This window comes from Cytobacillus sp. OWB-43 (assembly GCF_034651445.1).
GTDB classification, from domain to species: Bacteria; Bacillota; Bacilli; order Bacillales; family Cytobacillaceae; genus Cytobacillus; species Cytobacillus kochii.
The window spans coordinates 1,977,082-2,002,860 of record NZ_JAYEFF010000001.1; the positions used below are offsets into that span (position 1 = coordinate 1,977,082).

Annotated in this window: 22 protein-coding genes; 5 read left to right on the top strand and 17 right to left on the bottom strand. The window is 37.0% G+C overall.

Annotation, left to right across the window (positions count from 1 at the left end; all coding sequences use genetic code 11):
- Positions 1–89: 89 nt before the first annotated feature.
- From mdh to U9M49_RS09745, 4 genes are all read right to left on the bottom strand, one after another.
- Positions 90–1,037, bottom strand: coding sequence for a malate dehydrogenase (gene mdh, locus U9M49_RS09730; protein WP_233435212.1), 948 nt, complete (start codon positions 1,035–1,037; stop codon positions 90–92).
- 205 nt (positions 1,038–1,242) lie between these two features.
- Positions 1,243–2,514: an NADP-dependent isocitrate dehydrogenase gene (gene icd / locus U9M49_RS09735; RefSeq protein WP_180317068.1), complete on the bottom strand. Its 1,272-nt coding sequence runs from the start codon at positions 2,512–2,514 to the stop codon at positions 1,243–1,245.
- Between the two features lie 149 nt (positions 2,515–2,663).
- Positions 2,664–3,782, bottom strand: coding sequence for a citrate synthase (gene citZ / locus U9M49_RS09740; RefSeq protein ID WP_322909665.1), 1,119 nt, complete (start codon positions 3,780–3,782; stop codon positions 2,664–2,666).
- 392 nt (positions 3,783–4,174) lie between these two features.
- Positions 4,175–4,630, bottom strand: coding sequence for a DUF441 domain-containing protein (locus U9M49_RS09745; protein WP_095372309.1), 456 nt, complete (start codon positions 4,628–4,630; stop codon positions 4,175–4,177).
- Positions 4,631–4,839: 209 nt separating this feature from the next.
- Between U9M49_RS09745 and ytvI the strand changes: the two genes are divergently transcribed.
- Positions 4,840–5,961 carry a sporulation integral membrane protein YtvI gene (gene ytvI, locus U9M49_RS09750; protein ID WP_095372308.1) on the top strand — a complete coding sequence of 374 codons (1,122 nt, stop codon included), beginning with the start codon at positions 4,840–4,842 and terminating at the stop codon, positions 5,959–5,961.
- 169 nt (positions 5,962–6,130) lie between these two features.
- On the opposite strand, the gene U9M49_RS09755 is transcribed toward ytvI, so the two are convergent.
- From U9M49_RS09755 to dnaE, 9 genes are all read right to left on the bottom strand, one after another.
- The gene (locus U9M49_RS09755) at positions 6,131–6,520 is read right to left on the bottom strand and encodes an FxsA family protein (protein ID WP_095372307.1); all 390 of its coding nucleotides are present in this window, start codon (positions 6,518–6,520) and stop codon (positions 6,131–6,133) included.
- A 114-nt stretch (positions 6,521–6,634) separates the two neighbouring features.
- Positions 6,635–8,266 carry an SLC13 family permease gene (locus U9M49_RS09760; RefSeq protein WP_095372306.1) on the bottom strand — a complete coding sequence of 544 codons (1,632 nt, stop codon included), beginning with the start codon at positions 8,264–8,266 and terminating at the stop codon, positions 6,635–6,637.
- Positions 8,267–8,530: 264 nt separating this feature from the next.
- Positions 8,531–10,291 (bottom strand): pyruvate kinase, encoded by a 1,761-nt coding sequence (pyk, locus tag U9M49_RS09765; RefSeq protein WP_095372305.1) that lies wholly within the window; start codon positions 10,289–10,291, stop codon positions 8,531–8,533.
- Between the two features lie 29 nt (positions 10,292–10,320).
- Positions 10,321–11,280, bottom strand: a complete 960-nt coding sequence (gene pfkA / locus U9M49_RS09770) for a 6-phosphofructokinase (protein ID WP_095372304.1) — start codon at positions 11,278–11,280, stop codon at positions 10,321–10,323.
- Positions 11,281–11,620: 340 nt separating this feature from the next.
- Positions 11,621–12,598 (bottom strand): acetyl-CoA carboxylase carboxyl transferase subunit alpha, encoded by a 978-nt coding sequence (gene accA, locus U9M49_RS09775; protein ID WP_095372303.1) that lies wholly within the window; start codon positions 12,596–12,598, stop codon positions 11,621–11,623.
- On the bottom strand, positions 12,592–13,461 hold the full coding sequence (gene accD, locus U9M49_RS09780; protein WP_095372302.1) for an acetyl-CoA carboxylase, carboxyltransferase subunit beta: 870 nt from the start codon (positions 13,459–13,461) through the stop codon (positions 12,592–12,594). Before accD ends, accA begins: the two co-directional genes overlap by 7 nt.
- Before the next feature lie 194 nt (positions 13,462–13,655).
- Positions 13,656–14,279 carry a FadR/GntR family transcriptional regulator gene (locus U9M49_RS09785; RefSeq protein WP_095372301.1) on the bottom strand — a complete coding sequence of 208 codons (624 nt, stop codon included), beginning with the start codon at positions 14,277–14,279 and terminating at the stop codon, positions 13,656–13,658.
- A 9-nt stretch (positions 14,280–14,288) separates the two neighbouring features.
- Positions 14,289–15,527 (bottom strand): NAD(P)-dependent malic enzyme, encoded by a 1,239-nt coding sequence (locus U9M49_RS09790; protein WP_095372300.1) that lies wholly within the window; start codon positions 15,525–15,527, stop codon positions 14,289–14,291.
- A gap of 356 nt (positions 15,528–15,883) precedes the next feature.
- Complete coding sequence (dnaE, locus tag U9M49_RS09795) at positions 15,884–19,255, bottom strand: DNA polymerase III subunit alpha (protein ID WP_322909666.1); 3,372 nt, start codon at positions 19,253–19,255, stop codon at positions 15,884–15,886.
- A 160-nt stretch (positions 19,256–19,415) separates the two neighbouring features.
- On the opposite strand from dnaE, the gene U9M49_RS09800 reads away from it, so the two are divergent.
- Both U9M49_RS09800 and ytrI read left to right on the top strand, forming a co-directional pair.
- Positions 19,416–19,754, top strand: coding sequence for a YtrH family sporulation protein (locus U9M49_RS09800; RefSeq protein WP_095372298.1), 339 nt, complete (start codon positions 19,416–19,418; stop codon positions 19,752–19,754).
- On the top strand, positions 19,751–20,257 hold the full coding sequence (ytrI, locus tag U9M49_RS09805; protein WP_095372297.1) for a sporulation membrane protein YtrI: 507 nt from the start codon (positions 19,751–19,753) through the stop codon (positions 20,255–20,257). The genes U9M49_RS09800 and ytrI overlap by 4 nt, the downstream gene beginning before the upstream one ends.
- A gap of 21 nt (positions 20,258–20,278) precedes the next feature.
- Here ytrI and U9M49_RS09810 read toward each other — a convergent pair whose 3' ends face one another.
- Positions 20,279–21,223, bottom strand: coding sequence for a bifunctional oligoribonuclease/PAP phosphatase NrnA (locus U9M49_RS09810; RefSeq protein WP_322909667.1), 945 nt, complete (start codon positions 21,221–21,223; stop codon positions 20,279–20,281).
- A 132-nt stretch (positions 21,224–21,355) separates the two neighbouring features.
- Here U9M49_RS09810 and U9M49_RS09815 point away from each other — a divergent pair, with 132 nt between their 5' ends.
- Positions 21,356–21,667: a YtpI family protein gene (locus U9M49_RS09815; protein WP_095372295.1), complete on the top strand. Its 312-nt coding sequence runs from the start codon at positions 21,356–21,358 to the stop codon at positions 21,665–21,667.
- 113 nt (positions 21,668–21,780) lie between these two features.
- Here the strand turns inward: U9M49_RS09815 and U9M49_RS09820 are convergent, their stop codons facing one another.
- From U9M49_RS09820 to U9M49_RS09830, 3 genes are all read right to left on the bottom strand, one after another.
- On the bottom strand, positions 21,781–23,097 hold the full coding sequence (locus U9M49_RS09820) for a CBS domain-containing protein (RefSeq protein WP_095373634.1): 1,317 nt from the start codon (positions 23,095–23,097) through the stop codon (positions 21,781–21,783).
- A 79-nt stretch (positions 23,098–23,176) separates the two neighbouring features.
- The gene (locus U9M49_RS09825; RefSeq protein ID WP_095372294.1) at positions 23,177–23,422 is read right to left on the bottom strand and encodes a hypothetical protein; all 246 of its coding nucleotides are present in this window, start codon (positions 23,420–23,422) and stop codon (positions 23,177–23,179) included.
- A gap of 287 nt (positions 23,423–23,709) precedes the next feature.
- A complete protein-coding gene (locus tag U9M49_RS09830) occupies positions 23,710–24,390 on the bottom strand; it encodes a metal-dependent hydrolase (protein ID WP_224935770.1) in 681 nt (226 codons plus the stop codon).
- A 170-nt stretch (positions 24,391–24,560) separates the two neighbouring features.
- Between U9M49_RS09830 and U9M49_RS09835 the strand changes: the two genes are divergently transcribed.
- Positions 24,561–25,658, top strand: coding sequence for a Xaa-Pro peptidase family protein (locus U9M49_RS09835; RefSeq protein ID WP_322909668.1), 1,098 nt, complete (start codon positions 24,561–24,563; stop codon positions 25,656–25,658).
- Positions 25,659–25,779: the final 121 nt, after the last annotated feature.

Below are 25,779 nucleotides of genomic sequence, written 5' to 3' on the forward strand. Positions count from 1 at the left end.
ATAATTTTCTTTCTATTGTAAAGTTAACAAAAAATAAGCGAAGCTCAGGTAAAAGACGGAACTTCGCCAACAAGTACTTTCTTTATAGATTAGTTTTGTGACAATATCGATATCACCTGACGCACCGACTCAGCTGACTGATCTAATGCAACCTTTTCTTCTTTTGTTAAATCTAATTCGATGACTTTTTCGATCCCATTTGCACCAAGGATTGTTGGCACACCTAAATAAATGCCCTGATAACCAAACTCTCCTTCTAAATAAGCGATTGCAGGAAGTATTCTTTTTTGGTCCTTGATCATAGCCTCTACCATTTCTACTAAGGCTGCTGCAGGTGCATAGTATGCACTACCATTCCCTAATAAACTAACAATTTCTCCTCCACCCTTTCGCGTTCGATCGACAATTTGTTCTAAACGATCTTTGGAGATTAATTTTTCTAAAGGGACACCGCCTGCATATGAATACCTAACAAGTGGAACCATATCATCACCATGACCTCCGAGCACAAACCCTGTTATATCTTTTATGGAGATCTGTAACTCTTGAGCTACAAACGTACGGAACCTGGCACTATCGAGCACACCCGACTGGCCAATAACTCGGTTTTTAGGAAAGCCTGTTTCTTTAAATATTGTATAAGTCATCGCATCCACAGGATTTGATAACACAATAATAAGCGAATCGGGAGAATACTGTGCAATTTCCTTCGCTACATTCTTCATAATCGTTTCATTTGTTTGAACTAGATCTTCCCGGCTCATCCCTGGCTTTCGTGCAATTCCAGCAGTAACCACGACGATATCTGAATCTTTCGTATCTTCATAGTTTGCTGTACCTAAGATATTTGCATCAAATCCTTGAACTGGACTTGCTTCTAACATGTCTAAAGCTTTTCCCTTTGTCGGATTTTCCATTTGGGGAATATCAACTAATACAACATCTGCTAATTCCTTTTGTGCCAATAAAAATGCAGTCGTCGCTCCAGTAAAACCGGCTCCGATAACAGAAACTTTCTTACGCTTGAGTGTAGACACTTGCAACATCTCCTTATGTATTCATTTACAACTATTCAATTTATAACCGCTTCTTGTGAGATTAAAACATGAGGAAACAACTTAATTTCATATATGATGGAATTTATCTTCCACTGAATTTTACATCACAATCAATAAGGATGAGGTTTTTAAATAAAAAGAAAGCAGGCTCAATTTTTAAATTGAACCTGCTAGATCAAGTTAATTAGTCCATGTTTTTGATTAGGACGTCACCGAATTCAGAACATTTCACTTCAGTAGCTCCGTCCATTAGACGAGCAAAGTCATAAGTTACAACTTTAGAAGCAATAGATTTTTCCATAGATTTTTCAATTAAATCAGCCGCTTCATTCCAGCCTAAATGTTTAAGTAAAAGCACACCTGAAAGAATAACAGATGAAGGGTTTACTTTGTCTAAACCTGCATATTTAGGAGCTGTTCCGTGTGTAGCTTCGAAAATCGCATGTCCAGTTTCGTAGTTGATGTTTGCTCCTGGAGCAATACCGATTCCACCAACTTGTGCTGCTAACGCATCAGAAATGTAGTCACCGTTAAGGTTCATTGTTGCTACTACATCAAATTCCGCTGGACGAGTTAAGATTTGTTGTAAGAAGATATCAGCAATTGCATCTTTAACGATGATTTTACCAGCAGCTTCAGCATCAGCTTGCGCTTTGTTTGCTGCATCTACGCCACTTTCATCTTTAATGCGGTCATATTCAGCCCATGTGAATACTTTATCGCCGTATTCTTTTTCAGCTAGTTCGTAACCCCAATTTTTAAATGCACCTTCAGTAAATTTCATGATATTACCTTTGTGTACAAGTGTTACTGATTTACGACCTTCGTTGATTGCATAGTCAATTGCAGAGCGAACTAGACGAGTTGTTCCCTCTTGAGAAACAGGTTTAATACCGATTCCAGATGTTTCTGGGAAACGAATTTTATTGACACCCATTTCATCTTTTAAGAAAGAGATTAATTTGTTTACTTCATCTGTACCTTTAGCATATTCAATACCTGCATAGATATCTTCAGTATTTTCACGGAAAATGACCATGTCAGTATCTTGTGGGCGCTTAACTGGTGAAGGAACACCTTCAAACCAGCGTACTGGACGCAAGCATACGAAAAGATCTAATTCTTGACGCAATGCAACATTTAAAGAACGAATTCCTCCACCAATTGGTGTTGTAAGTGGTCCTTTAATGGCGATTAAGTATTCATTAATTACATCTAAAGTTTCTTTTGGTAACCATTCGCCTGTTTGGTTAAATGCTTTTTCACCAGCTAAAACTTCTTTCCAAGCAATTTTACGCTCACCTTTATATGCTTTTTCAACCGCTGCATCTAAAACACGAGAAGCAGATGCCCAAATATCCGGCCCAGTTCCGTCACCTTCGATAAAAGGAACGATTGGTTCATTTGGTACATTTAAAACACCATTATTTACTGTAATTTTTTCTGCTGCCATAATAATTTCTCCCTCCAATTTCCTTGTGTTAAAAGTAACACATCACAAACTTACCAGAATCAAAGGCTAGAAGGCAAACCCTCTAACCTTTCAGTAGCTTGCTTATCTTTATTTATTATTATCATCTGTTTTGAAAAAACTCAATAAAAAGTTTACCCTCTTTGTTCAACAGGAACGTAAGCTTGCATTCCTGGACCTGTATAATCAGCACGTGGACGGATTAAACGATTATTAGAGTATTGTTCTAAAATATGAGCTAACCAACCAGAAACACGGCTAACTGCAAAGATTGGTGTAAAGAGATCGTGATCGATACCTAAGCTGTGGTATACAGATGCCGAATAAAAATCAACATTAGGAGGAAGATCTTTTTCTCCAGTCACAATTCCTTCAATTTTTGTAGACATTTCATACCAATGTGGTTCGCCTGTCAATTCTGTTAATCTCTTAGACATTTCTCTTAAATGTTTCGCTCTTGGGTCGCCTTTTCTATATACACGATGACCGAAGCCCATTATTTTATCTTTATTCGCTAATTTTTCACGAATAGCAGGTTCAACATTATCTAATGTACCGATTTCTTTAAGCATTTTCATTACAGCTTCGTTAGCACCACCGTGTAGAGGTCCTTTTAATGCACCAATAGCTGCTGTAATACCTGAGTACATATCAGATAATGTCGCAACACAAACGCGAGCTGTAAAAGTAGACGCATTTAATTCATGATCAGCATGTAGGACAAGTGCTTTATTCATTGCTTCAACTGCTACATCTTCTGGTTCTTCCCCATTTAACATAAACAAGAAGTTAGCAGCAAAACTTAATTCCTTTTTAGGAGCAATTGGCTCTAAGCCTTTTCTCACACGCGCAAACGCAGCAACAATAGCTGGCACTTTTGCTTGTAAACGGATGGCTTTTCTATAGTTCGCATCCTCTTCCATTACATCTGCTTCTTCATCATAGAGACCAAGAAGAGATACAGCGGAGCGAAGAGCTGCCATCGGATGAACTTGATCAATTGGATAAGTCTTAAAATGAGCAAGAACCTCTTGTGGCAAATTCATATTTTCTGCCAATTGTGCTTTTAATTCATCTAGTTGTGATTGTGTAGGTAATTTACCATGCCATAATAAATAGATGACTTCCTCAAAACTAGCATTTCCTGCCAAATCATCAATGTTATAGCCTACATATGTTAAAGTATCATCAATGATTGAACTGATAGCAGATGTAGTAGCCACTACACCCTCTAGACCGCGTGTCGCTGTCATAACAAACCATCTCCTTCTTTGAAATATTTTCCCCAAACCCTCTGTCTGCATGAATCTTATTCATTAAGTTGTTATCAGATAAACCTGATAGCTCTATTGGCTATTGTAGCCGATTTAATCCAGCTAATATGTATTAAGCTGGGAGACAGACTAAATGATATTCTTAGTCAGATTTCCATCTGACTGAACAATCTCTGAACGTATGCTCAGTACAAACATGTACAAACATTAATGAAAGAAAATGCTTACATTTTCTTTTTGGTATAAAGTATCTACTATTTTCATAGACTCAACTATCAAACCTATTTGTACATGTATATTATAAACAATTATCTGACTTTTGTGAAACGAAAAATTCATAAAAATACAAGTGATTGATAGCTTTCTACCAATTATTGAATATACTCAAATATCTTCATGAATAAATAGGCGATACCCGCTCCGATTAGCGGACCGACTGCTACTCCTTTAAATAATGTAATAGCTAGAATTGTTCCTAGAACAAGAGCAGTCGTAATATGTGGATCTTCTGATAGGAGGGTAAGCCCACCCTTTGCTAATAATGCAACGATAATGCCTGATATACAAGCAACCCAAGCATAAGGTGATTTAAATGCATCTGCTAGATCTTTGAACCCGATTGCTCCACTTGCAATAGGGGCTAAGACAGCAATCGTAATAATCGTTACACCCCAATTAATACCCTTGCTTTGAATAAATGAAAACACTTTTAACTCTGTTCCGACTAATTTTAACAATAGGAGGACAGCAATCGCAAATATAAGAGATTGATTTTTAGCCACAATACTGATAGCTAAAAGCAGTAGTAAAAACAGGAATGACTCCATATTCTATCTCACCTTCCTGTTAATGATGTTATTTTAACATAATTTCGAAAAAAGATAAAATTAATTTCTAATTCGCTCATTTCGCCAGTAAAGATAATGAGGACAAAAGAGCATATTTTAGGTTAAAAGATTAAAATTAGCGTCTAGAAAACAATGTCAGATTATTCAACCTTTTTCACTTAAAATACATTAAGGAGGAGCGCCAAACAATGACAAGTGCCCTACATTACCAAATCATGAGATTCTTTTTTGTCTTAGTCATCATATTTACTTTATTATTTGCTAGTTTTTACTTGTCATCCATTGCTTATCCTTTTCTAATTGGGTTAGGTATTGCATACATCATTAATAGGACAGTCAATTTTTTTCAATATACATGTAAAATACCCCGATCTTTTTCTGTTTTCATTTCTTTAACATTACTAATAGGCGTCATTCTGGGCGGCGCAGTTATTTTAATCACTGAATTGGTCTCTGGGGCAGCTCACCTATCAAAAGTTGTGCCAGCACATGTACAAGTGTTTATTACACATATAGAACACTGGATCGCCAATCAATTTATGCCTGTGTTAAATAAACTAACCAGTTTATTTAACCATCTAGGAACAGAACAACAAGCAAGCGTTATGGCCAATATAGAAGAAATAGGTAAGAATATAGGACAATCATTAGGACTTTTTCTACAATCTTTTTTTGAAAAGCTGCCTGCGTTATTCTCATGGATACCTAATGCAGCAACTGTCATTATTTTTTCTCTTTTGGCTTCATTCTTCATTAGTAAAGATTGGGAAAGAATAAAACTATTTTTTCTTAATCTGGCACCTGAATATGTAAGACGCAGTAGCATTACCGTCTTCACTGACCTGAAATCTGCCCTTTTTGGCTTTATAAAGGCACAAGCAACTTTAATTTCAATAACTACTCTTATCATCTTGTTGGGCTTATTAATATTAAACATAGATTATGCGATGACAATCGCCATTATCGCCGGTATGGTTGATATTCTTCCTTATTTAGGAACAGGTATCATCTTTATTCCATGGATTATTTATTCCTTTTTTATTGGTGAAACGACCATTGCAGTTGGACTTTCTATCCTGTACGTGATTATTATCGTTCAAAGACAAGTGATGGAACCAAAGATTTTATCTTCCAATATTGGTTTAGATCCATTGGCGACTTTAATCGCTTTATTTATTGGCTTTAAACTATTTGGATTCCTCGGGCTGATTATTGGTCCAATTATTCTTGTCATCCTTTCTACTTTGTACAGAGCAAAAGTATTCACAGATATTTGGTTTTATATAAAAAATGGAAGAGAGGAGAAATAGAAGTCAGCCATTATAATAGATGCTAAATTTGAGGTACTCCTTTTTGAATCTCGACTACAAACCTACTTCTCGCCAATGTAAAAATCCGAACATAAACGAATTGGAATATGTTCGGATCTCTTTTTGTCTATTCTTTTTTTAATATATGGGATCACCTTTGTCTAAATGCTCACCATTTTATCACTTTGATGTTACCATGGTTAATACGTCTTCTAAGGAAGTGATACAAAATAATTTTTAATTTATTTCTTATAAAAGGAATTAATAAAAGAACACCTATGAAATCTGAAATAAATCCTGGTAACACAAGGAAAATACCTGCTATGAATATACAAAGACCGTCTAGCATGGAATCACCCGGCATTTCCCCACGGCGCGTTTCCATCTGTACCTTTTTCATTACTTCCATCCCTTGCCTTTTTGCTATATAAACGCCAAAAACGCCAGTCAATATAATTAGAAGAAATGTCACGGCCACACCTAAAGCCTTACCGGCAAGAAGCAGTACAACAATTTCAATCGCCGGGATTAAAATTAGCGGTAATAATATATAGCGCATTTAGCCACCTCATTATATTTTATATATATAATGATATCAAAATTATGGGCTCGCGAGAAACATAACACATTTCCATCATTGGAAATTCCCACTTTATAAATTTTAGAACAAATGCTACTTAAACGAATTCGGGAAAGTACCTATATCGATACCCCATGCAATTGGCATATAGAAATAAATCATTACACCAACAAAGATAATTGTAAAAATACTTAACCAAAAACCGGATTTAGCCATATCACCTATCTTTAAATAGCCAGATCCAAAGACAATAGCATTAGGCGGTGTGGCAACAGGGAGCATAAACGCACATGAAGCAGCAATTGCAGCAGCTACCATAAGCGCATACGGATGAAGGTCTAACGCTAATGCTAAAGATGCCATGATAGGGAACATCATTGTAGCTGTTGCCGTATTTGATGTAATCTCAGTTAAGAATGTCACAAGTGCTGTTACGCATAGAATGACAATAACAAGATGCACACCCTCAAGAACGGTTAATTGCTCTCCAATCCATGTGGCTAAACCTGAATCCTTAAAGCCTTTGGCGATTGCTAATCCCCCACCAAATAGTAATAATATCCCCCAAGGAATATTCAATGCATCTTTCCAATTTAAAAGCTGAGCATCCTTACTACTTTTCGATGGTAAAAGAAATAGAATAATCGCTGCAGCAATCGCTATAATCGTGTCGTCGATTCGGCTCATAAAATCAAAAGGAATGAACGATCTTGTAATCCACGCAACCGCAGTAGCAAGAAACACTACTAATACTAATTTTTCCTCAAAAGATATATTTCCTAATCGTTTTCTTTCAGAAGAAATGATTTCTTTACCGCCTGGAAGCTCCTTGATTCTCATAGGAAAAGCCATTTTAACTAAGTAAAACCAGGCTACAAGTAATAAAATAGCCGCAAAAGGAACCCCAAATAGCATCCATGTAGCAAAAGAAATATCAATCCCATAAATTTCTTTTACAACACCTGCAAAAATCATATTTGGAGGTGTCCCAATTAAAGTACCTAAACCACCAATTGAAGCTGCATAGGCAATCCCTAGCATTAGTGACTTACCAAACCGGTTAGCAGATTCTCTTTCCGACTTCATGGAATCGTTTACATGCGTAATAACAGCAATGGCAATCGGCATCATCATCATGGCAGTTGCAGTATTCGATATCCACATTGAAAGGAAACCTGTAGCCACCATAAACCCAAGAACAAGCCTAGATGTACTAGTACCAACCACAGTAATGATACCAAGTGCAATTCTTAAATGGAGATTCCACTTTTCCATCGCAATGGCGATAATAAAGCCACCTAAAAATAAGAAAATGGTATTATCCGCATATGAACTCGTAATTCCTTCTGTCACTGCACCAGTAACGGGAAAGAGAATGATTGGCAATAGTGAAGTTACTGGTATAGGTATGGCCTCTGTAATCCACCAGACAGCAACCCATAGAGTACTTGCTAGCACAGCTTGGGCTTCTCTTGACATTCCTTCAGGTGAAACAAATAGGAGCGTTAAAGCAAAAAGAATGGGCCCTAATAATAATCCTATATTCTGTTTATTCGTTCTTTTTCTCTGTTTCGGATTCTCTCCATTATTTTCACCTGATTGCTTCAATTCATTTGAATGGTTCTTATCAGACTGGTTCTTCACTGAGAATAACCGTAATAAGTCCTTTATTTGATCATGCAACCTCCACATTTCCATCCAAAACCCTTGCATATAATTCAGCATATCCTCACCACTCCCTTTAATTATGTATTTATTTTTTTATTTCAATATTTCTATTCAAAATAATTTAAGAGATATGTTATCATTATAAATGTGATATATTATATTTAATATTATGTTATACTAATATAACGATATTGGCAACAATTATATTCTATTTTGAGTTAAAAATTTAATTAGGTTATCTAAATATCTTTTCAACCTTATTTTTCAATCTTATATAAAAAAAGAACTGCCGATTAATAATATCCGACAGTTCTTCTATATTTATAAGACACTCGCATGGCCGTTATAAATGACACCTCTTTGTGAGTCTACTGTAATGTCTTGACCGTCCTTAATTAATTTTGTAGCCATATCTAAACCGACAATAACCGGAATACCAAGGTTTAAACCAATTACAGCACCATGGCTCGTTAGACCACCTTCTTCAGTAATTAGAGCACTACATTTTTCAATAGCTGGGACCATTTCACGATCAGACCCAATTGTTACGAGTATTGAGCCTTCTGTAACCTTTTCCATTGCTTCTTTCGCATTGCGGGCAATAACTGCTTTACCAAATGCTGACTTTCTGCCAATACCTTGAGCTTTAGCAATGATATCGCCAACTACATGAATTTTCATTAAGTTTGTTGTTCCTGCTTCTCCAACAGGAACTCCAGCTGTTATAACAACAAGATCCCCCGAATGAACGATTCCTGTTTGTAGACTTTCTTCTACAGCTATATCTAGCATATCATCGGTTGTCTTAGCTTTTTGACCAACTTGCGAATATACTCCCCATACAAGTGATAAGCGACGAGAAACGTATTCATGTGAAGTGACAGCTACGATTGGATTCACCGGTCTGAACTTAGCAATCATTCTAGCTGTATGTCCACTCTCTGTAGGTGTGATAATGGCGCTGACTCCCAAGTTTAGTGCTGTATGTGCAACAGATTGGCCAATGGCATCGGTCACATTATGTTTATTATTTTTACTTCTTTGAGATAAAATTTCTCTATGATTTAAGGCTGTTTCTGCACGAGAAGCGATATTATGCATCGTTTTAACTGCTTCTACTGGGTAAGAACCCGCTGCTGTTTCCCCTGATAACATGATTGCATCCGTGCCATCAAAAATGGCATTAGCAACATCACTTGCTTCCGCACGAGTTGGGCGAGGGTTTCTTTGCATGGAATCTAACATTTGTGTTGCTGTAATAACCGGCTTTCCAAGCTCGTTGCATTTTTTAATTAATTGCTTTTGTACAAGCGGTACTTCCTCCGCTGGAATTTCAACACCTAAATCTCCACGCGCTACCATTAAACCATCTGACACTTCTAGAATACCTTCAATATTATCAACGCCTTCTTGGTTTTCAATTTTGGGGATAATATGAATATATTCTGCATTATTTTCTTCAAGTAATTGACGAATTTCTAAAACGTCTGATGGTCGTCTAACAAAGGAAGCGGCAATAAAGTCAACTTCTTGCTCAATTCCAAAAAGAATATCCTTGGCATCCTTTTCTGTGATGCCAGGGAGGTTAACTGAAACACCTGGTACATTCACACCTTTTTTATTCTTTAACGTACCGCTATTTAAGATTTTCGCATGAATTTCTTTTTTCTCTTTATTGATAGCATTGACTTCCAAAGCAATCAAGCCATCATCTAAAAGAATACTAGAGCCGATGTGGACATCATCAATGAGGCCACTATATGTAACAGAGAATATGTCTGTTGTCCCTTCCACTTCATTCATACTCACAATGATATTGTTACCCGCTTCTAATTCAATCGCACCGTCTTTCATATCATTCGTACGTATTTCTGGACCTTTTGTATCTAATAGGATTGCAACTGTCTTTCCAGTTTGCTTAGATGCTTCACGGATATTAGCAATTCGCTCACCATGTTCTGCAAAATTTCCGTGTGAAAAATTTAATCTTGCTACATTCATGCCAGCATTTATTAATTCAATAATTTTTTCAATACTTTCACTAGCTGGTCCAATTGTACAAACAATTTTCGTTTTACGCATATTAATATATACCTCCTAATTATGTACGCTTAAATTGAAAGCTCTCTTGATAACTCGTATAGGTCTAAATCTAACCTATTATGTTGACTTAAAACATCACGCAAGCTATTAGCTACGACTTGGTTATTATTCAAACCAACTGCTTGTCCACCTTTTTCTTTGGCAAGTAATTCCACTGCATGAGCACCTAAACGACTAGCTAAAACACGATCAAATGCCGTTGGAGATCCGCCTCGTTGGATATGACCAAGAACAGACACTCTCGTTTCAAGTGAGGTTGCACTCTCAACTTGTTTTGCGAATTCTATACCACTACAAACACCTTCAGCCACAATGATAATACTATGCCTTTTTCCTCTATCAAGTCCACTTTTGAGTTTTGTTGCAATTTCATCTATATCGTAATTTACTTCAGGAATAAGGATTGTTTCTGCTCCACCAGCTAAGCCTGCCCATAAGGCAATATCGCCTGCATCTCTACCCATTACTTCTATAATAAAGGTCCTTTCGTGTGAACTCGCTGTATCCCTGATTTTATCTATGGCATCAATGACTGTATTTAATGCTGTATCAAATCCAATAGTATATTGTGTACCTGCAATGTCATTATCAATCGTTCCTGGTACACCTACACATGGAAAACCTGCTTCAGTGAGGGCAAGCGCTCCTCGATAAGATCCGTCTCCACCAATCACAACTAGACCTTCTATTTGATGTGCCTTTAAGTTCTCTATTCCCTTTTGTCTTCCTTCTTCTGTTTTAAACTCTTCACATCTTGCAGAATAAAGAATCGTACCGCCACGATGAATAATATCACCAACAGATCCTAATTCTAGCTTTTCTATATTACCATGAATTAGACCAGTATAACCGCCATAAATACCATATACCTCGATACCATCATGAATGGCTTTTCTAACAACTGCGCGAACGGCCGCATTCATTCCAGGTGAATCTCCTCCACTTGTTAATACACCAATTCTTTTCATTTTCTCTATCACCTCTATTATGGGAAAACAATTTGTATTCTATTAATATGAACGAACCTAGGGGAAAGGAAAAAAGAGGACCTACAAAAGGTTAATAAGCTTCTTCTACTGTTAAAATAGCACGAAAAAATAAACATCACAATTATAATTTATTAAGTTTCGTTAAAGAATTATTACTAAAAGCACATTCAAGCCAAATATGAACAAAGGTATACATTGTATTTTGAAGCATATCAGAGTTTATATAAATTACTTTATAGCTGCTCTCGTTTGGTACAGATTATTATAATCTTTTTTAAAATAACGTGGATAATAGGAAAAACGTGCAATTCGCACGTTTTTATTTTACCCCAATATAATCTCTTAAAAACGAATATTTCCCAATTGATTTATATTTCTCATAACGATGGTCTACTAATTGTTTTTCATCTAGTTGAGATAAATCCTTTAATGACTGATAAAGAATATCTTCAATTGCTAGTGCTTGCTGCTCAACATCCTTATGAGCTCCACCTTTTACTTCAGGTATGATTTCATCGATAACTCCAAGCTCCTTTAAATCTGGAGCAGTAATGCGCATCGACTCAGCTGCTGTTTGAGCTTTCGCCGCATCTTTCCAAAGGATAGAGGCAGCTCCCTCTGGTGAAATAACAGAGTAAGTAGCATTTTCTAGCATATGAATATAGTTACCAATGCCCAACGCCAAAGCGCCGCCACTTCCGCCTTCTCCAATTACTATGCATACAACAGGTACTTTCAAACTAGCCATTTCAAAAAGGTTTTTAGCTATCGCTTCACTTTGACCTCTTTCTTCAGCTGCCTTGCCTGGATAAGCACCTTTTGTATCTATAAAACAAACAATTGGACGGCGAAACTTCTCCGCTTGCTTCATTAAACGCAACGCTTTTCGATAACCTTCTGGATGTGGCATACCGAAGTTTCTACGGATATTTTCTTTTGTATCTTTTCCACGTTGATGACCGATCACTGTAACAGGATGTCCTCTAAACTTAGCTATCCCACTAACAATCGCTTCATCATCTCCGAATACACGATCGCCATGACATTCAAAAAAGTCATCAAACAAATACTCTATATAATCTAATGTAGTAGGACGATTAGGATGACGAGCAATTTGCACTCGATCCCATGGTCCTAGATTTTCATATATATCTTTTTCTAACTTGGCTAATCTTGTCTCGAGCTTATTAATTTCAGCTCCTAAATCAACATCTGCTGTCTTCGTAAATTCTTTTAACTCAGCTATTCTTTTTCTTAGTTCAATAATCGGTCTTTCAAACGTTAATTCAGTTACCATTTAAGCTCACCTCCTGGCTGATGAATAGAAAGAATGTTAGCAATCTCCTCTCGCAGCTTAGAACGATGAATAACGGCATCAAGCTGCCCATGTTTCAATAAGAATTCTGCTGTTTGGAAGTCCTCTGGCAACTCTTCACGAATTGTCTGTTCAATAATACGACGACCCGCAAAACCAATTAACGCTTTAGGCTCAGCAAAATTAAAATCTCCTAATGAAGCGAAACTAGCAGAAACACCACCAGTAGTAGGGTGTGTCATTATCGAGATAATTAAGCCACCATTATCACTGAATCGCTTCAGCGCCACACTCGTCTTCGCCATTTGCATCAAACTCAATACACCTTCTTGCATTCTTGCACCACCAGAAGCAGTAAAGATAATGAATGGCACTTTCAATTCATCCGCCTTTTCAATTGCCCTTGTGATTTTCTCTCCGACCACAGAGCCCATGCTTCCCATTCTAAAAGTCGAATCCATTACGGCCAGAACAATTTGAAAACCATCCAATTCTCCAATTCCTGTCATTACCGCTTCATTCATGCCTGTTTTCTTACGGTCTTTTTCAACTTTTTCAAGGTAATCTGGAAAAGCAAGCGGGTTTTCTGATATCATTTCACGATCTAGCTCTTGAAATGTTCCCTTATCTAGAAAGCTCTCAAAACGTTCTGCTGCATTCATTGGGTGATGATGACCACAATTAATACATACCTTCATGTTTTTCATTAGTTCTTTCGTATACATTATCTTCTTACATTCAGGGCATTTAGTCATGATTCCTTCTGGGACATCTTGCTTCGCTGCCTCAGAAGGAATAGTTGCATATTTTTTCTTCTTTGATTTTGTAAAGATGTCTTTTAGCAAGGTGAAACCTCCTTGTAATTACAAAGTAAATAACAAAAGTGAAATTTACCTTTCCTACTTTAGTAATCATTACCATTTCCCTAGGTGGCCAGACCACTGAGAAAAAAACAATTGCCTATCGACGCAAGTGCGAGAATATAGCTTGTCTCATCACTATACAATAATAGGCTTAAAAAAGATGGAAAACATTGTCGTTAAATGCTCGACAAATTTCTTATTAAACAATATTGAATTTTTGCTGCTTGTTCATCTTTCTCTATCATCGCATCTATTAATGACAGATAGGTTTTTTGATCAACAATAGCTGAACCAAAGTCTAACGAATTATAATAATCGGTTAAAATCGTCCATAGACGCTTAAATAAATGGTTATCTGCTATGAGAACGATGCGATAAAAATATTCATTCTCTTGAAACACCTCAGAAGTGACCCAATTTCTAAAAGCTTCAAGTTCTTTTGGAGTTGCTTTTCTCATCGCTAACCATATACAATCCCATTCTACCAAATATTTCGTTTCTTTAATATCAGTTTTTGCTTGTTTGTCTTGCAGAATAAATGTACTCAGTAATTGTACCAGATTATGACCGCGAAAATCTTTAATAAAGGTTCCTTCGCCTCTTCTCGTCTCTATTAAACCTAGTAGCTCTAACGCACGAAAAGCTTCACGAACGGAAGAACGCCCAACATTTAGGCGTTCTGACATTTCACGTTCTGAAGGTAGTTTGTCACCTGTTTGATAACCTTCTTCTTGAATAATATTTCGCAGCTGTTTCACGATTTCTATATATAATTTCGTTGAATTGTCCAGCGAACTCACCGCCTATCGTTATTTATCTTTTCCGATAGCTGCAAGTTGTGCTGTTCTTTGCTTCACTTCTTCTGGGTCAACTTTAATTCTAGCTACGCCAGTTTCCATAGCTGATTTAGCTACTGCAGATGCTACTGCTGGTGCCACTCGTGGATCAAATGGAGCTGGAATGACATAATCAGAATGTAAGTCGTCTTCAGCAATCAATTCAGCAATTGCTTCAACCGCAGCAATTTTCATATGCTCATTAATATGAGTTGCACGAACATCTAAAGCACCCCTAAAGATTCCTGGGAATGCAAGAACATTATTTACTTGGTTAGGGAAATCTGAACGACCTGTACCAACAACAAGCGCTCCAGCAGCTTTTGCCTCTTCTGGCATGATTTCTGGTGTTGGATTAGCCATAGCAAAAATGATTGCCTTGTCGTTCATTGATTGTACCATATCAGCTGTCAAAGCACCCGCCACTGATACACCAATAAATACATCTGCATCTTTAATTGCATCTGTTAAACTACCTTTAACTTGGTTACGGTTTGTGAACCGGGCAACTTCACTCTTAATATCATTCATCCCGTTTGGACGCCCTTCATAGATAGCACCCTTTGTATCACACATAATAATATCTCTTACACCATAACGGTATAGTAATTTAATAATGGCAATACCGGCTGCACCAGCACCGTTTGCAACCACCTTTATTTCGCTCATCTTTTTACCAGCAAGTTTAAGGGCATTGACAAGTCCAGCAACAGTTACAATGGCTGTCCCGTGTTGATCATCATGGAACACTGGAATATTTGTCTCTTTTTTCAAACGTTCTTCAATATAGAAGCAATTCGGTGCTGCAATATCCTCTAAGTTCACACCGCCAAAAGTCGGCTCCATTAACTTCACCGTATCAACGATTTTATCAATATCATTGGTATTCAAGCAAATTGGAAAAGCATCAACACCTGCAAAGCTTTTAAATAACACAGCTTTCCCTTCCATTACTGGTAAGGCTGCTTCTGGTCCGATATTACCAAGTCCAAGAACAGCCGTTCCATCAGAAACAACCGCTACCATATTGCCTTTCATTGTATAATCATAAACCGTTTCTGGTTTATCATAAATTTCTTTACATGGCTCTGCAACGCCGGGAGAATAAGCTAAGCTTAACTCTTTCGCATTTGTAACAGCTACTTTTGATTTAGATTCTAATTTACCTTTATGAACCTTATGCATATTTAATGCTTCATCTCTTAATGACATGACCTACACCCCTTAGTGCTTTTCTTATAATTCTTCACAAACCCAACATACTAGCTGTCTCTTCTTTCTTAATATGTAAATTTTCTCTCTCTTATTCTTCAATACATATATCAAGAATGTGGCAAAAACAACCAAATACCTAGGACGTTACAAAATAGCAGTCGACCTCACAATAAACATATACTAGAAAAATGATTCAGTATTCATTAATAAGAATTGCTTCAGTACTAGAGAACAATTTACCTATAAATAAGGAAATGAAAGCAGCACTTAATGCAAATTCTTTAAAAATCAACTTCATGGTGGTCTGACCAGTTTATGATAACAATATAACATATCTGAAAAACTTGTAAAGGCTAACGCTTAAAAACAATATTCTCTCCTCCAAATAATTCTTTTAAGCGTTCAGTCAATTTTTCGCTGTATGATACATATTCATCTTGACTAAGTTTGATGGATCTACGATCATTTTCATAGAATAAAACGACAGGTGATTGCCCTACTTCATATTGTAAAATTTCTTTTAACAATGTTAATTTCTCATCTGATTCATTCTCTTTCGTAATCTTAATGTAAAGGGTAGGTGGCTTAGATTCCTCCTTTTCAATCACTTCTTCTACTTTTTCAACACTTCTAATAATCCATTGTTTCTTTCCATTCCTTACCTCTACTTCACCTTTCATAAAGACAATATCGCCAGCTTGCATGATAGAAGAATACTTATTATAGATTTTCGGAAAAGCGACTGCTTCCATATCTCCAGTTTGATCACTAAGAAGTAAAAATGCCATCGCTTCTCCTTTTTTGGTCCTAATCTTCTTCATTTCTGAGATATACACGACTGATTGAACAATTACTTTTCTCTCTTGACTCTCAATGTATTGTAGCGTTTGAGATTTTAACAGTGAAAAAAATGATTCATAGGTTGTTACCGGATGCGCAGAAAGATATAACCCCAAAGCCGCCTTTTCGTTAGCAAGTTTATCTAACAAGGGAATCTCTTCAACAGTTGCGTATTTTGGTTTAGGGAAAAATTCCTCTTCACTAAACATATCAAATTGATCATCATCTGGCTGAACTAACTCGGCATGCTCTAAGGCAATATCTAAGCTAGCAAGTAGTGTCGCTCGGTCCTCACCAAACTCATCAAAACTCCCGGAATGAACAAGCATTTCAAGCATTCGCCTATTGAATACTTTCCCTGACATACGGATACAAAAATCAAATAAATCTTGGAATGATCTACCTGCTCTCACTCGAACAATTTCCTTCCAAGCATTTACCCCGATCGTCTTCACTGCTGCTAAACTATAGCGGATTCCTTGATTTTCCACCTGAAAAGAAAAGATACTTTTATTAATGGAAGGAGGTAAGATCTCAATCCCCAATTGCTTCGCCTCATTTACATATTGGGCTACTTTCGCATCATTACCAATAGCTGAAGTTAACAATGCCGCCATGAAATGTAGCGGATAATGGGATTTTAAATAGGCAAGTTGATAAGAAATCATACTATACGCTACTGCATGACTTCTATTAAATCCGTAATTAGCAAACTTAACGATGTAATTATATATTTGATTGGCAGTTTCTTCTGTATATCCTTGGTTAATCGCACCATGCACAAAATGTGCTCTTTCTTTATTCAGAACTTCTTCTTGCTTTTTACTTACAGCCCTTCTTAATAAGTCAGCTTCCCCTAGTGAAAATCCTGCCATCTTTGCTGCAATCTGCATAATTTGTTCTTGGTAAACAATGACACCATAAGTCGGCTTCAATATATCTTCTAAATCTTGATGAGGATAGGTAATTTCCTCCTCACCATGCTTTCTCGCAATAAATAACGGAATATTTTCCATCGGGCCTGGGCGATATAATGCATTGACTGCAACAATATCCTCAAATGTAGTCGGTTGCAGTTTCTTTAATACATTTCTCATCCCACTTGATTCTAACTGAAAAATTCCTGTTGTTTCTCCCCTAGATAGTAATTCATAAGCTTTTTGGTCTTGAAGTGGCACTTCTTTTATTGGAATAAGTTTTCCTGTTTTCTTTTTAATAGACTGTAAAATATTTTCAATAAGTGACAAATTACGTAAGCCAAGAAAATCCATTTTTAATAGGCCACGATCTTCCAAGTGCTCCATTGAAAATTGTGTTAGAAAAACATCTCCATGTCCCCCGGTAATTGGTACCACTTGAACAAGTGGGCGCTCACTTATGATAACGCCAGCAGCATGTGTAGAAGTATGTCTTGGCAATCCTTCTAACTTTAGTGCTGTATTAAATAATCTTTTATATAACGATGATTGATTAATCAATGTTTGCAAAGAATGTGACTCTTGCCAAGCTGATTTTAAGGTAATACCTAGTCGACTAGGTACCGCACGAGATAGCTGATCTAGTTCCTTTGAGTTTAAGCCAAAGGCCCTACCAACATCTCTAAGTGCCGCCTTAGCTGCTAATGTTCCAAACGTAATAATTTGCGCGACATGTTGCTGACCATACTTGCTTGCCACATATTGGATTACCTCATCTCTGCGATGGTCAGGAAAATCAATATCAATATCAGGCATAGAAATCCGCTCAGGGTTTAAAAACCGTTCAAAAAGCAAATTGTAACGAATCGGATCAACATCTGTTATATAAAGCACATATGCTACAATTGAGCCGGCTGCCGAACCACGTCCAGGTCCAGTGAAAATTTTTTCCCTTCTACAAAACTGCATAAAATCCGCAACAATTAAAAAATAATCACTAAAATTCATTTTCTTCAAAATAGAAAGCTCATACATAAGGCGATTCCTAGCTTTCTCATTTCCATCAGGATATCTCTCACCCCACCCTTTCATACAGAGCTGCTCTAATTGCTGATCGGCTGTCAGATGGCCATCAGTGGGGAATTTCGGCAAGCTTTTTATTCCAAGGTCCATCTCCACATCACATTCACTGGCAATCATATTCGTCTTTATAATCGCCTCTTCCTCTTCTACAAAAAGGTCAACCATTTCTTTCACACGTTTTAAAGAATATTGATCAGATTGTAATCTTTCCCAACTCTCGTCTTCTAATTTTTCTCCATTGCGTATAGCAAGTGCACATTGTTGAGCAAAGGCATCTTCTTTATTTAAATAATGAACAGCATTTGTCACAACTAGTGATATATCACTTTGCTCTGATAAATCCTTAAGCAACGGCAATACTTTCTCTTCCTCTGTTAGCCCATGTCTTTGCATAGAAAGATAAAAATCACCAGAAAAAATCTCTTTATACATACGAGCATATTTTTCAGCATCCATAAACCGGTCTTCTAGCAAGTAATTCTCAATTACGCCTTCTAAACCAGGTGTTAAAGCAATTAATCCATTTGAGTAAGCCCTCAACCACTTGAGCGGGAGTCCGCCTTCTGCTGCCGTTTGCAGGCTACTCGTTATTTTGAGTAAGTTTTGATAACCTTGGTTATTTTTTGCTAGTAATACTATTGGGTTCGTCCCTTCTTCTTGTTCCTTTTCAATATCGACAGTCAACCCAATAATAGGTTTAATATTATTTTTTTTACATTCATTATAAAACTGTGCTGTCCCGTACATTACATTTCTATCTGTAAGGGCAATTGCTGGATACCCTTTTACTTTGGCATCTGCTACGAGTTGTTCAACACTAGCTGTGCTCATTAATAAACTATAGGCACTATATACTTGCAAGTGAATAAAAGACAACTTTCTCACACCCTCATTTTTCTTCTTCTTTTATTATAGAACGTTTGTTTCTTAATGAAAACTCTCATTGTACAATCCCATATGAATTCATTGAAGAATAAACATAATTTATGATGTTCGTCCATATGATGGAATAGAGAGAATTCATCACTAAAAGGCGGTTATGTAAATGAATGAGCAACCCTTCTTTTCTTCTCTTTTAGAAAGTTACTTTATTGCTCTTGGTGTTTTGATTGGCGGTTCAATCATCGGTGGCATTGCCGCGTTTTTCACAGGAAAACCTCCCTTAACAGAAATTTTCAATCTATCGAATTCTATTAGAATTTGGGCAATTATCGCTGCTATTGGAGGTACTTTTGATACGGTTTATAGTTTTGAGCGTGGAGTCCTTGATGGGCAAACGAAAGATATTATCAAACAATGTCTCTTAATTCTCTCAGCTTTTGGTGGGGCTCAAACAGGCGCTCAAATCATCATCTGGCTAACTCAGGAGCATTTACCTAAATGAGAATCCCCCCTTATTATCGCAGACCTTCTTGGCAGCGTTTTTTTGCTGGAATGGCTATCGGAGGCGTATTAAGTTGGTGTGTTTTCGTTTACATTTTTGGTGAATGGCAAGAGCGTTATAGTTTAGAAATCCACACACAGGAAGCTGAAATTAAGGAATTAGAAAATGAAAAGGAGATATGGCAGAAGGAATTTAAAAAATTGAATAAAGAAAACGAAGAATTATTAACTGTCCAAGAGATCGTTGTTAAAATCGACCAATCTGCACTCAAGAAATATAATTTAGACGAATACAGCCTCTATCAAACGGAGGATGCGATCAAAGAAGATATCAGTATTTTAATGGCGCGAGATATAAAAAGCGTCGGACAAAGTATCGAACTCGTAAAACGCATAATTGTGAATAAAACCCACCCCATTAATGGGAAGCGCTACCGAGCTGATATTCAATCCATTATTATAGATACAACACTTGTATTAGAGGTTGAGCTGTTATTAAATTAATTGCTCAACCTCTATTAATTATTAAATGGTCCACGATTCACATAAATCATTTAAGTCGGAAATCACTTTTTCAGCTTCATCCCAGCTATATATAGATGCACCTGCTGCAAATGGATGTCCCCCACCTTTATAGCACCGAGCTAGTTGATTAATGATCGGGCCTTTCGACCTGAAGCGCACTCTTATTTGATCTTCTTCTTCTATAAAAAACACCCATGCCTTCAATTCTTTAACATGGCCGAGCTCTCCGACTAAAACCGACGCCTCAGCAGGTGTAGCCTCGTATTTTTGCAATAAACTACTGTCCATTTTCACCACTGCCGCTCCGCTATCAAGCATATGAAAATGTTGTAAAATATATCCCTGGAGCTTAATTAGATTGGGTGCTAATTCATACATTCTATCGAAAAGCTCTGTCCTTGAGAACTGATATTTAATTAGTTCTCCTGCATAAGCAAAGGTTTTATTCGTTGTACTTGGATAGATAAACCGCCCTGTATCACCGACAATGCCAGCGAAAATCAGCCTTGCTGCCTCATCTGTCATTATTAAACCATCATTTTGACCACTTAGAAAAAACTCATAAATCATTTCACTTACAGAGCTCGCCTCAGTATCTACCCAAAGCAAATCTCCATACGGATCCATATTAGGATGGTGGTCAATCTTTATTAATAGATCACCCTTTGTGTACCGTTGATCACTAATGCGCTCCGTATTGGCAGTATCACAAACAATCACTAAAGCTCCTTCGTAGACTTCATTACTTATCTTGTCCATTTTACGCAAATAGAGCAGGGTTTCGTCCTCTTGCCCCACTGTATATACTTGTTTCTGCGGAAAAGAAGCTTTTATTATTTCTGCCAACCCTCCTTGCGACCCGTAGGCATCTGGATCTGGACGAATATGACGATGGATAATGATTTTGTCATACTTTTTGATCGCGGACAGAATTTTACTCTTCATTGTATACTCCTCTCAAATAACACACAAGAAAGAAAAGCATCTTGCAATTATAATAATTATTCTCTCTCTTCTAGCAATTTCCTCTTATAGAAGTTAAAATAAAGACATATGTTCATTTATGGAGGTTTGTACATGCTTGTACTTGCAGTTTTTATTGCACTATCTTTTGCTTTGTACGTATTCTATAAAGTGAAATACGTACGTTCTAGACGTCCTGCAGAAAAAGAATGGATCTCAGCTAAATCACGTATGGCGCTAGGTGCCTTTATATTCTTTTTCGGTGTCAACCAACTATTTCTTTATAGCGGTACGATCACGTATGTTATCTCTGCTCTTTTTATCATTATTGGCGGAATCAGTATTTGGGCTGGTATGAAAGCCTATAAATATTTTCTTCCTCGTGCGATTGAAGAATCCGAATGGATTAAATCGAACCAAAACTAAAACCTTACAATTTCACCTGTGGTGGCTCCAATTGTAAGGTAGTAAGTAAATTCGGTCTAGTTGATGTTTTACTAGCTATTAGAAGAAGTATCCATCAACTAGCCGATTTATGCTTATCTTTCTGTTAATTGACACATCATCATCGCTTTTCCAACCAATACCCCGCCATTGAAGACTTCTACATCTACTTTCCCAAACTTTCTCCCAACATCAAGCACTCTTGGAAAAATATCAAGCATACTCTCAATTTGAACTGGTTTTAAAAAGTATATGGTCATATTTTCAACTACAAGGTCACCTTTTTTGTACATTCGTAAAACGCGATTAGCAGCTTCTGTCACTATCGTCGTGAAAACACCGTACGAGATGGAACCAATATGGTTCGTCATTTGCGGTGTAACTTCACAGCGATACATCGCTTCATTCTTCGTTTTTCCATTCGCTAATACCAACTGGTTTGTCACCGTATCATCAATTGTTTCACCAACTTGTGGTTGCCGCTGAATGACTTGAAGCGCTTTTAACACATCCTGCCGACTAATGATTCCCTCTAACTTATGCGATTGATCAACAACTGGGAGGAGTTCAATCCCTTCCCAAACCATCATATGTGAAGAAGAAGCCACACTTGTTTTACCACCAACTGTCATCGGGTTTTTCGTCATGACCTTTTCAATAGGTGTATCTGTTTTATGGCCCATAATATCTTTGGAAGTAACCATCCCTTGAACCTTCATATGTTGATCAACAACCGGGAAGCGACTATGACTCGTCTCTCGATTATGTTTTAAATATTCCTCAATCGTATCTGTTGTTTGCAAGCTAATCGTTTGAGTAACAGGTGTAAGTACGTCTTCTACTAAAACAATTTCTTTCTTAATTAACTGATCATATATTGCTCGGTTAATCATCGTTGCTACTGTAAAAGTATCGTAGCTTGTTGAAATCACCGGTAACTCTAATTCGTCAGCAATCCGCTTCACATCTTCTTCCGTATCAAAACCACCCGTAATAAGAACGGCTGCTCCAGCTTTTAACGCTAGTTCATGGGCATTCGTACGGTTTCCGACGATTAATAAGTTTCCAGCCCCAGTATATCTCATCATTGCTTCTAACTTCATCGCACCGATCACAAACTTATTCAATGTTTTATGGAGTCCTGCTCGTCCTCCTAGCACTTGTCCATCAACAATATTGACAACTTCTGCGTAAGTAAGCTTTTCAAAGTTTTCTTTCTTCTTTCTTTCTATTCTAATTGTACCGACTCTTTCAATCGTACTCACATACCCTTTATTTTCAGCATCTTTAATGGCACGGTAAGCTGTTCCTTCACTCACCGATAGTGCCTTTGCAATTTGTCTAACGGAAATTTTTTCTCCGACTGGTAACTCATCAATATAATGTAAAATCTGCTCATGCTTTGTAGCCAAGACATCACCCTCTATTTTCATCCTTCATAGCCTTATTATAGAATGAAAAGTTGTGATGTTCAACGAACGAGCAATATTATTAATGAGACCTCATTCGTTTGCGGTTAGATGTAACCACTTTTCGCCTTGTCCTTACATTTACCTTTGATTTCGGCTCATATAATAAGGCTGTCAAATTTCCGGCAATAACAATCAATGCAAATGCTAACCAAGTAATGGTAAAAACACCCTCAAGACCACTGCTATAAACATCTAATCGAGGGACTGCGTAAAAGAGCATAGCACCTGCAAGCAATAAACAAATAATATAACGATATCTCCTCATCTCATCCTCTCCTCTCATAATCTATATTTATGCAGAGAAGAAAGCGGACATGACCAGTAATCGTCTTCAATACTAGTGTATTTATTATGTGAAAAAGTATTGATATGTACCCAGTTGCCTTTTCAAATCTAATCTCACTATATTAAAGAGGTTTGAGGTTTAATCAATTGTATTAGCTTACGCACTTTTCCATGAAAAAAGTGTAACTAGTTGGTTCACAAATTGAAATCAAAAATGCCACAGACAGTCATCTGTGGCATTATCTCAGTTTCTCTCAACAATATTTATTATAATTCAACAACTTCTCCAGCTTCCATTACTTTTACATCAGATCCTTTTACTAATTTAGCGAAAGCGTGTGGATCTTGTTTAATTGGTGGAAATGTATTGTAATGAACGGGAACGACTTGTTTCGGTTGCAGCAACTCTACAGCATAAGCAGCGTCCTCTGGTCCCATTGTAAAGTTATCACCAATCGGGATAAATGCTAAATCAATCGGATGTCTCTCTCCAATTAATTTCATATCCGAAAACAAACCTGTGTCTCCTGCATGATAGATTGTCTTACCATCAATTGTTAGTAAGACACCAGCCGGCATACCTAAATAAACAATTTGGTTATCCTCAGTTACGAGCCCTGTTCCGTGTAAAGCTGGAGTTAATTTCACTTTCCCAAAATCAAAATCATACGCACCACCAATACTCATGCCGTGTGCTTCAATACCATGGAAACCTAGATAATATGAAAGTTCTGCATTACATATCACTAGAGATTGATTCTTCTTAGCCAGTTCAATTGTGTCTCCTAAATGATCACCATGTCCGTGCGTCACGATAATAACATCCGGTTTTTCTTCTTCAACCTTAAGGTCTGTTAATTCATTCCCAGTAATAAATGGATCAAATAAAATTGTTTTATCCTCTGTTTTTACTTTTACGATAGAATGGCCATGAAATGATACTTTCACAAATGATTCTCCTTTCTGTTTTTCCTATGTAATTTTTTCAACATAAATATGAAGTTATCCTGTCTCTTCCCTTATTTCTTTCAATTTAAACAGTTCAAAAAGTTTACTTTTTCATATATAGTTGATACGCTTGCTTATAGCTTACTACATAAAGACCAGGAGGGACTACCATGAAGCAAAGAATGGATATTTTATCATCATGGATGAAAGAAAACAAAATTGATGTATCTTTTATTACATCAACAGAAAATGTATTTTACTTGAGCTCTTTTCATAGTGATCCTAATGAGCGTTTACTAGGATTAGCCGTTTTCCAAGATGCTGACCCTTTCCTTGTCTGTCCAAAAATGGAAATAGAGGATGCCAAAAACGCTGGTTGGAATGGTGATATTATTGGATATACAGATATTGAAAATCCATGGACAATGATTAATGATGCCATTGTTACACGTCTTTCAACAGTTAATAAAATAGCAATCGAAAAAGAACATATGAATGTTGAACGTTATGAAGCGGTGAAAGAACTTTACCCTCATGCAAGTATGGTATCTGCTGAAGAAAAGCTTCGTACATTACGAATGGTAAAAAGTGAAGAAGAGCTTGCGATTATTAAAGAAGCTACTGCTCTTGCAGATTTCGCTATTGAAACAGGCTGTGCTGCCATAGCAGAAGGAAAGACAGAACTGGAAGTTTTAGCTACAATCGAATATGAATTAAAGAAAAAAGGCGTTAATGAAATGTCCTTTTCAACAATGGTTCTAACTGGTAAAAACGGAGCATCTCCGCATGGTACACCAGGTATGACAAAAATTCAAAAAGGCGACCTTGTTCTATTTGACCTTGGCGTTGTTTGGAAAGGCTATTGTTCAGACATTACGAGAACGGTTGCTTATGGTGAAATAAATGAGAAACAAAAAGAAATTTATGACACCGTGCTCAAAGCGCAATTAGCAGCAATAGCAGCATGTAAACCTGGTGCAAAAGCATCAGAAGTTGACTTAGCAGCAAGAAAAATTATTGCAGATGCCGGATATGGCGATTACTTCCCACATCGCCTCGGTCACGGACTTGGTATTTCCGTCCATGAATATCCTTCATTAACAGAAACAAATGATTTGCTTCTACAAGAAGGCATGGTGTATACAATTGAACCAGGTATTTACGTACCAGGAGTAGCCGGTGTTCGTATCGAAGATGATCTTGTTCTAACAAAAGACGGTGCTATACCATTAACACAATTCCCAAAAGAGTTACAAACCATTAAATAACATAGAGAAGACCCCGTCATTATGTAGTGACCCCTAAAAGTTAGACACAGTTATTTCATGAGGCAACTTGTTCAAAATGAGTTCGGTATTGTACCGGACTCATTTTCAATTTTCCCTTTAA

Bases quoted from the DNA above. Each gene is read 5' to 3' on its own strand.
- U9M49_RS09810 (WP_322909667.1), bottom strand. From the start codon at position 21,223: ATGAAGAGTAAAATTCTGTCCGCGATCAAAAAGTATGACAAAATCATT.
- ytrI (WP_095372297.1), top strand. From the start codon at position 19,751: ATGAGAATCCCCCCTTATTATCGCAGACCTTCTTGGCAGCGTTTTTTT.
- U9M49_RS09755 (WP_095372307.1), bottom strand. From the start codon at position 6,520: ATGCGCTATATATTATTACCGCTAATTTTAATCCCGGCGATTGAAATT.
- U9M49_RS09790 (WP_095372300.1), bottom strand. From the start codon at position 15,527: ATGTCATTAAGAGATGAAGCATTAAATATGCATAAGGTTCATAAAGGT.
- U9M49_RS09760 (WP_095372306.1), bottom strand. From the start codon at position 8,266: ATGCTGAATTATATGCAAGGGTTTTGGATGGAAATGTGGAGGTTGCAT.
- U9M49_RS09800 (WP_095372298.1), top strand. From the start codon at position 19,416: ATGAATGAGCAACCCTTCTTTTCTTCTCTTTTAGAAAGTTACTTTATT.
- U9M49_RS09745 (WP_095372309.1), bottom strand. From the start codon at position 4,630: ATGGAGTCATTCCTGTTTTTACTACTGCTTTTAGCTATCAGTATTGTG.
- pfkA (WP_095372304.1), bottom strand. From the start codon at position 11,280: ATGAAAAGAATTGGTGTATTAACAAGTGGAGGAGATTCACCTGGAATG.
- U9M49_RS09835 (WP_322909668.1), top strand. From the start codon at position 24,561: ATGAAGCAAAGAATGGATATTTTATCATCATGGATGAAAGAAAACAAA.
- accA (WP_095372303.1), bottom strand. From the start codon at position 12,598: ATGGTAACTGAATTAACGTTTGAAAGACCGATTATTGAACTAAGAAAA.
- U9M49_RS09825 (WP_095372294.1), bottom strand. From the start codon at position 23,422: ATGAGGAGATATCGTTATATTATTTGTTTATTGCTTGCAGGTGCTATG.
- citZ (WP_322909665.1), bottom strand. From the start codon at position 3,782: ATGACAGCGACACGCGGTCTAGAGGGTGTAGTGGCTACTACATCTGCT.
- U9M49_RS09815 (WP_095372295.1), top strand. From the start codon at position 21,356: ATGCTTGTACTTGCAGTTTTTATTGCACTATCTTTTGCTTTGTACGTA.
- ytvI (WP_095372308.1), top strand. From the start codon at position 4,840: ATGACAAGTGCCCTACATTACCAAATCATGAGATTCTTTTTTGTCTTA.
- pyk (WP_095372305.1), bottom strand. From the start codon at position 10,291: ATGCGTAAAACGAAAATTGTTTGTACAATTGGACCAGCTAGTGAAAGT.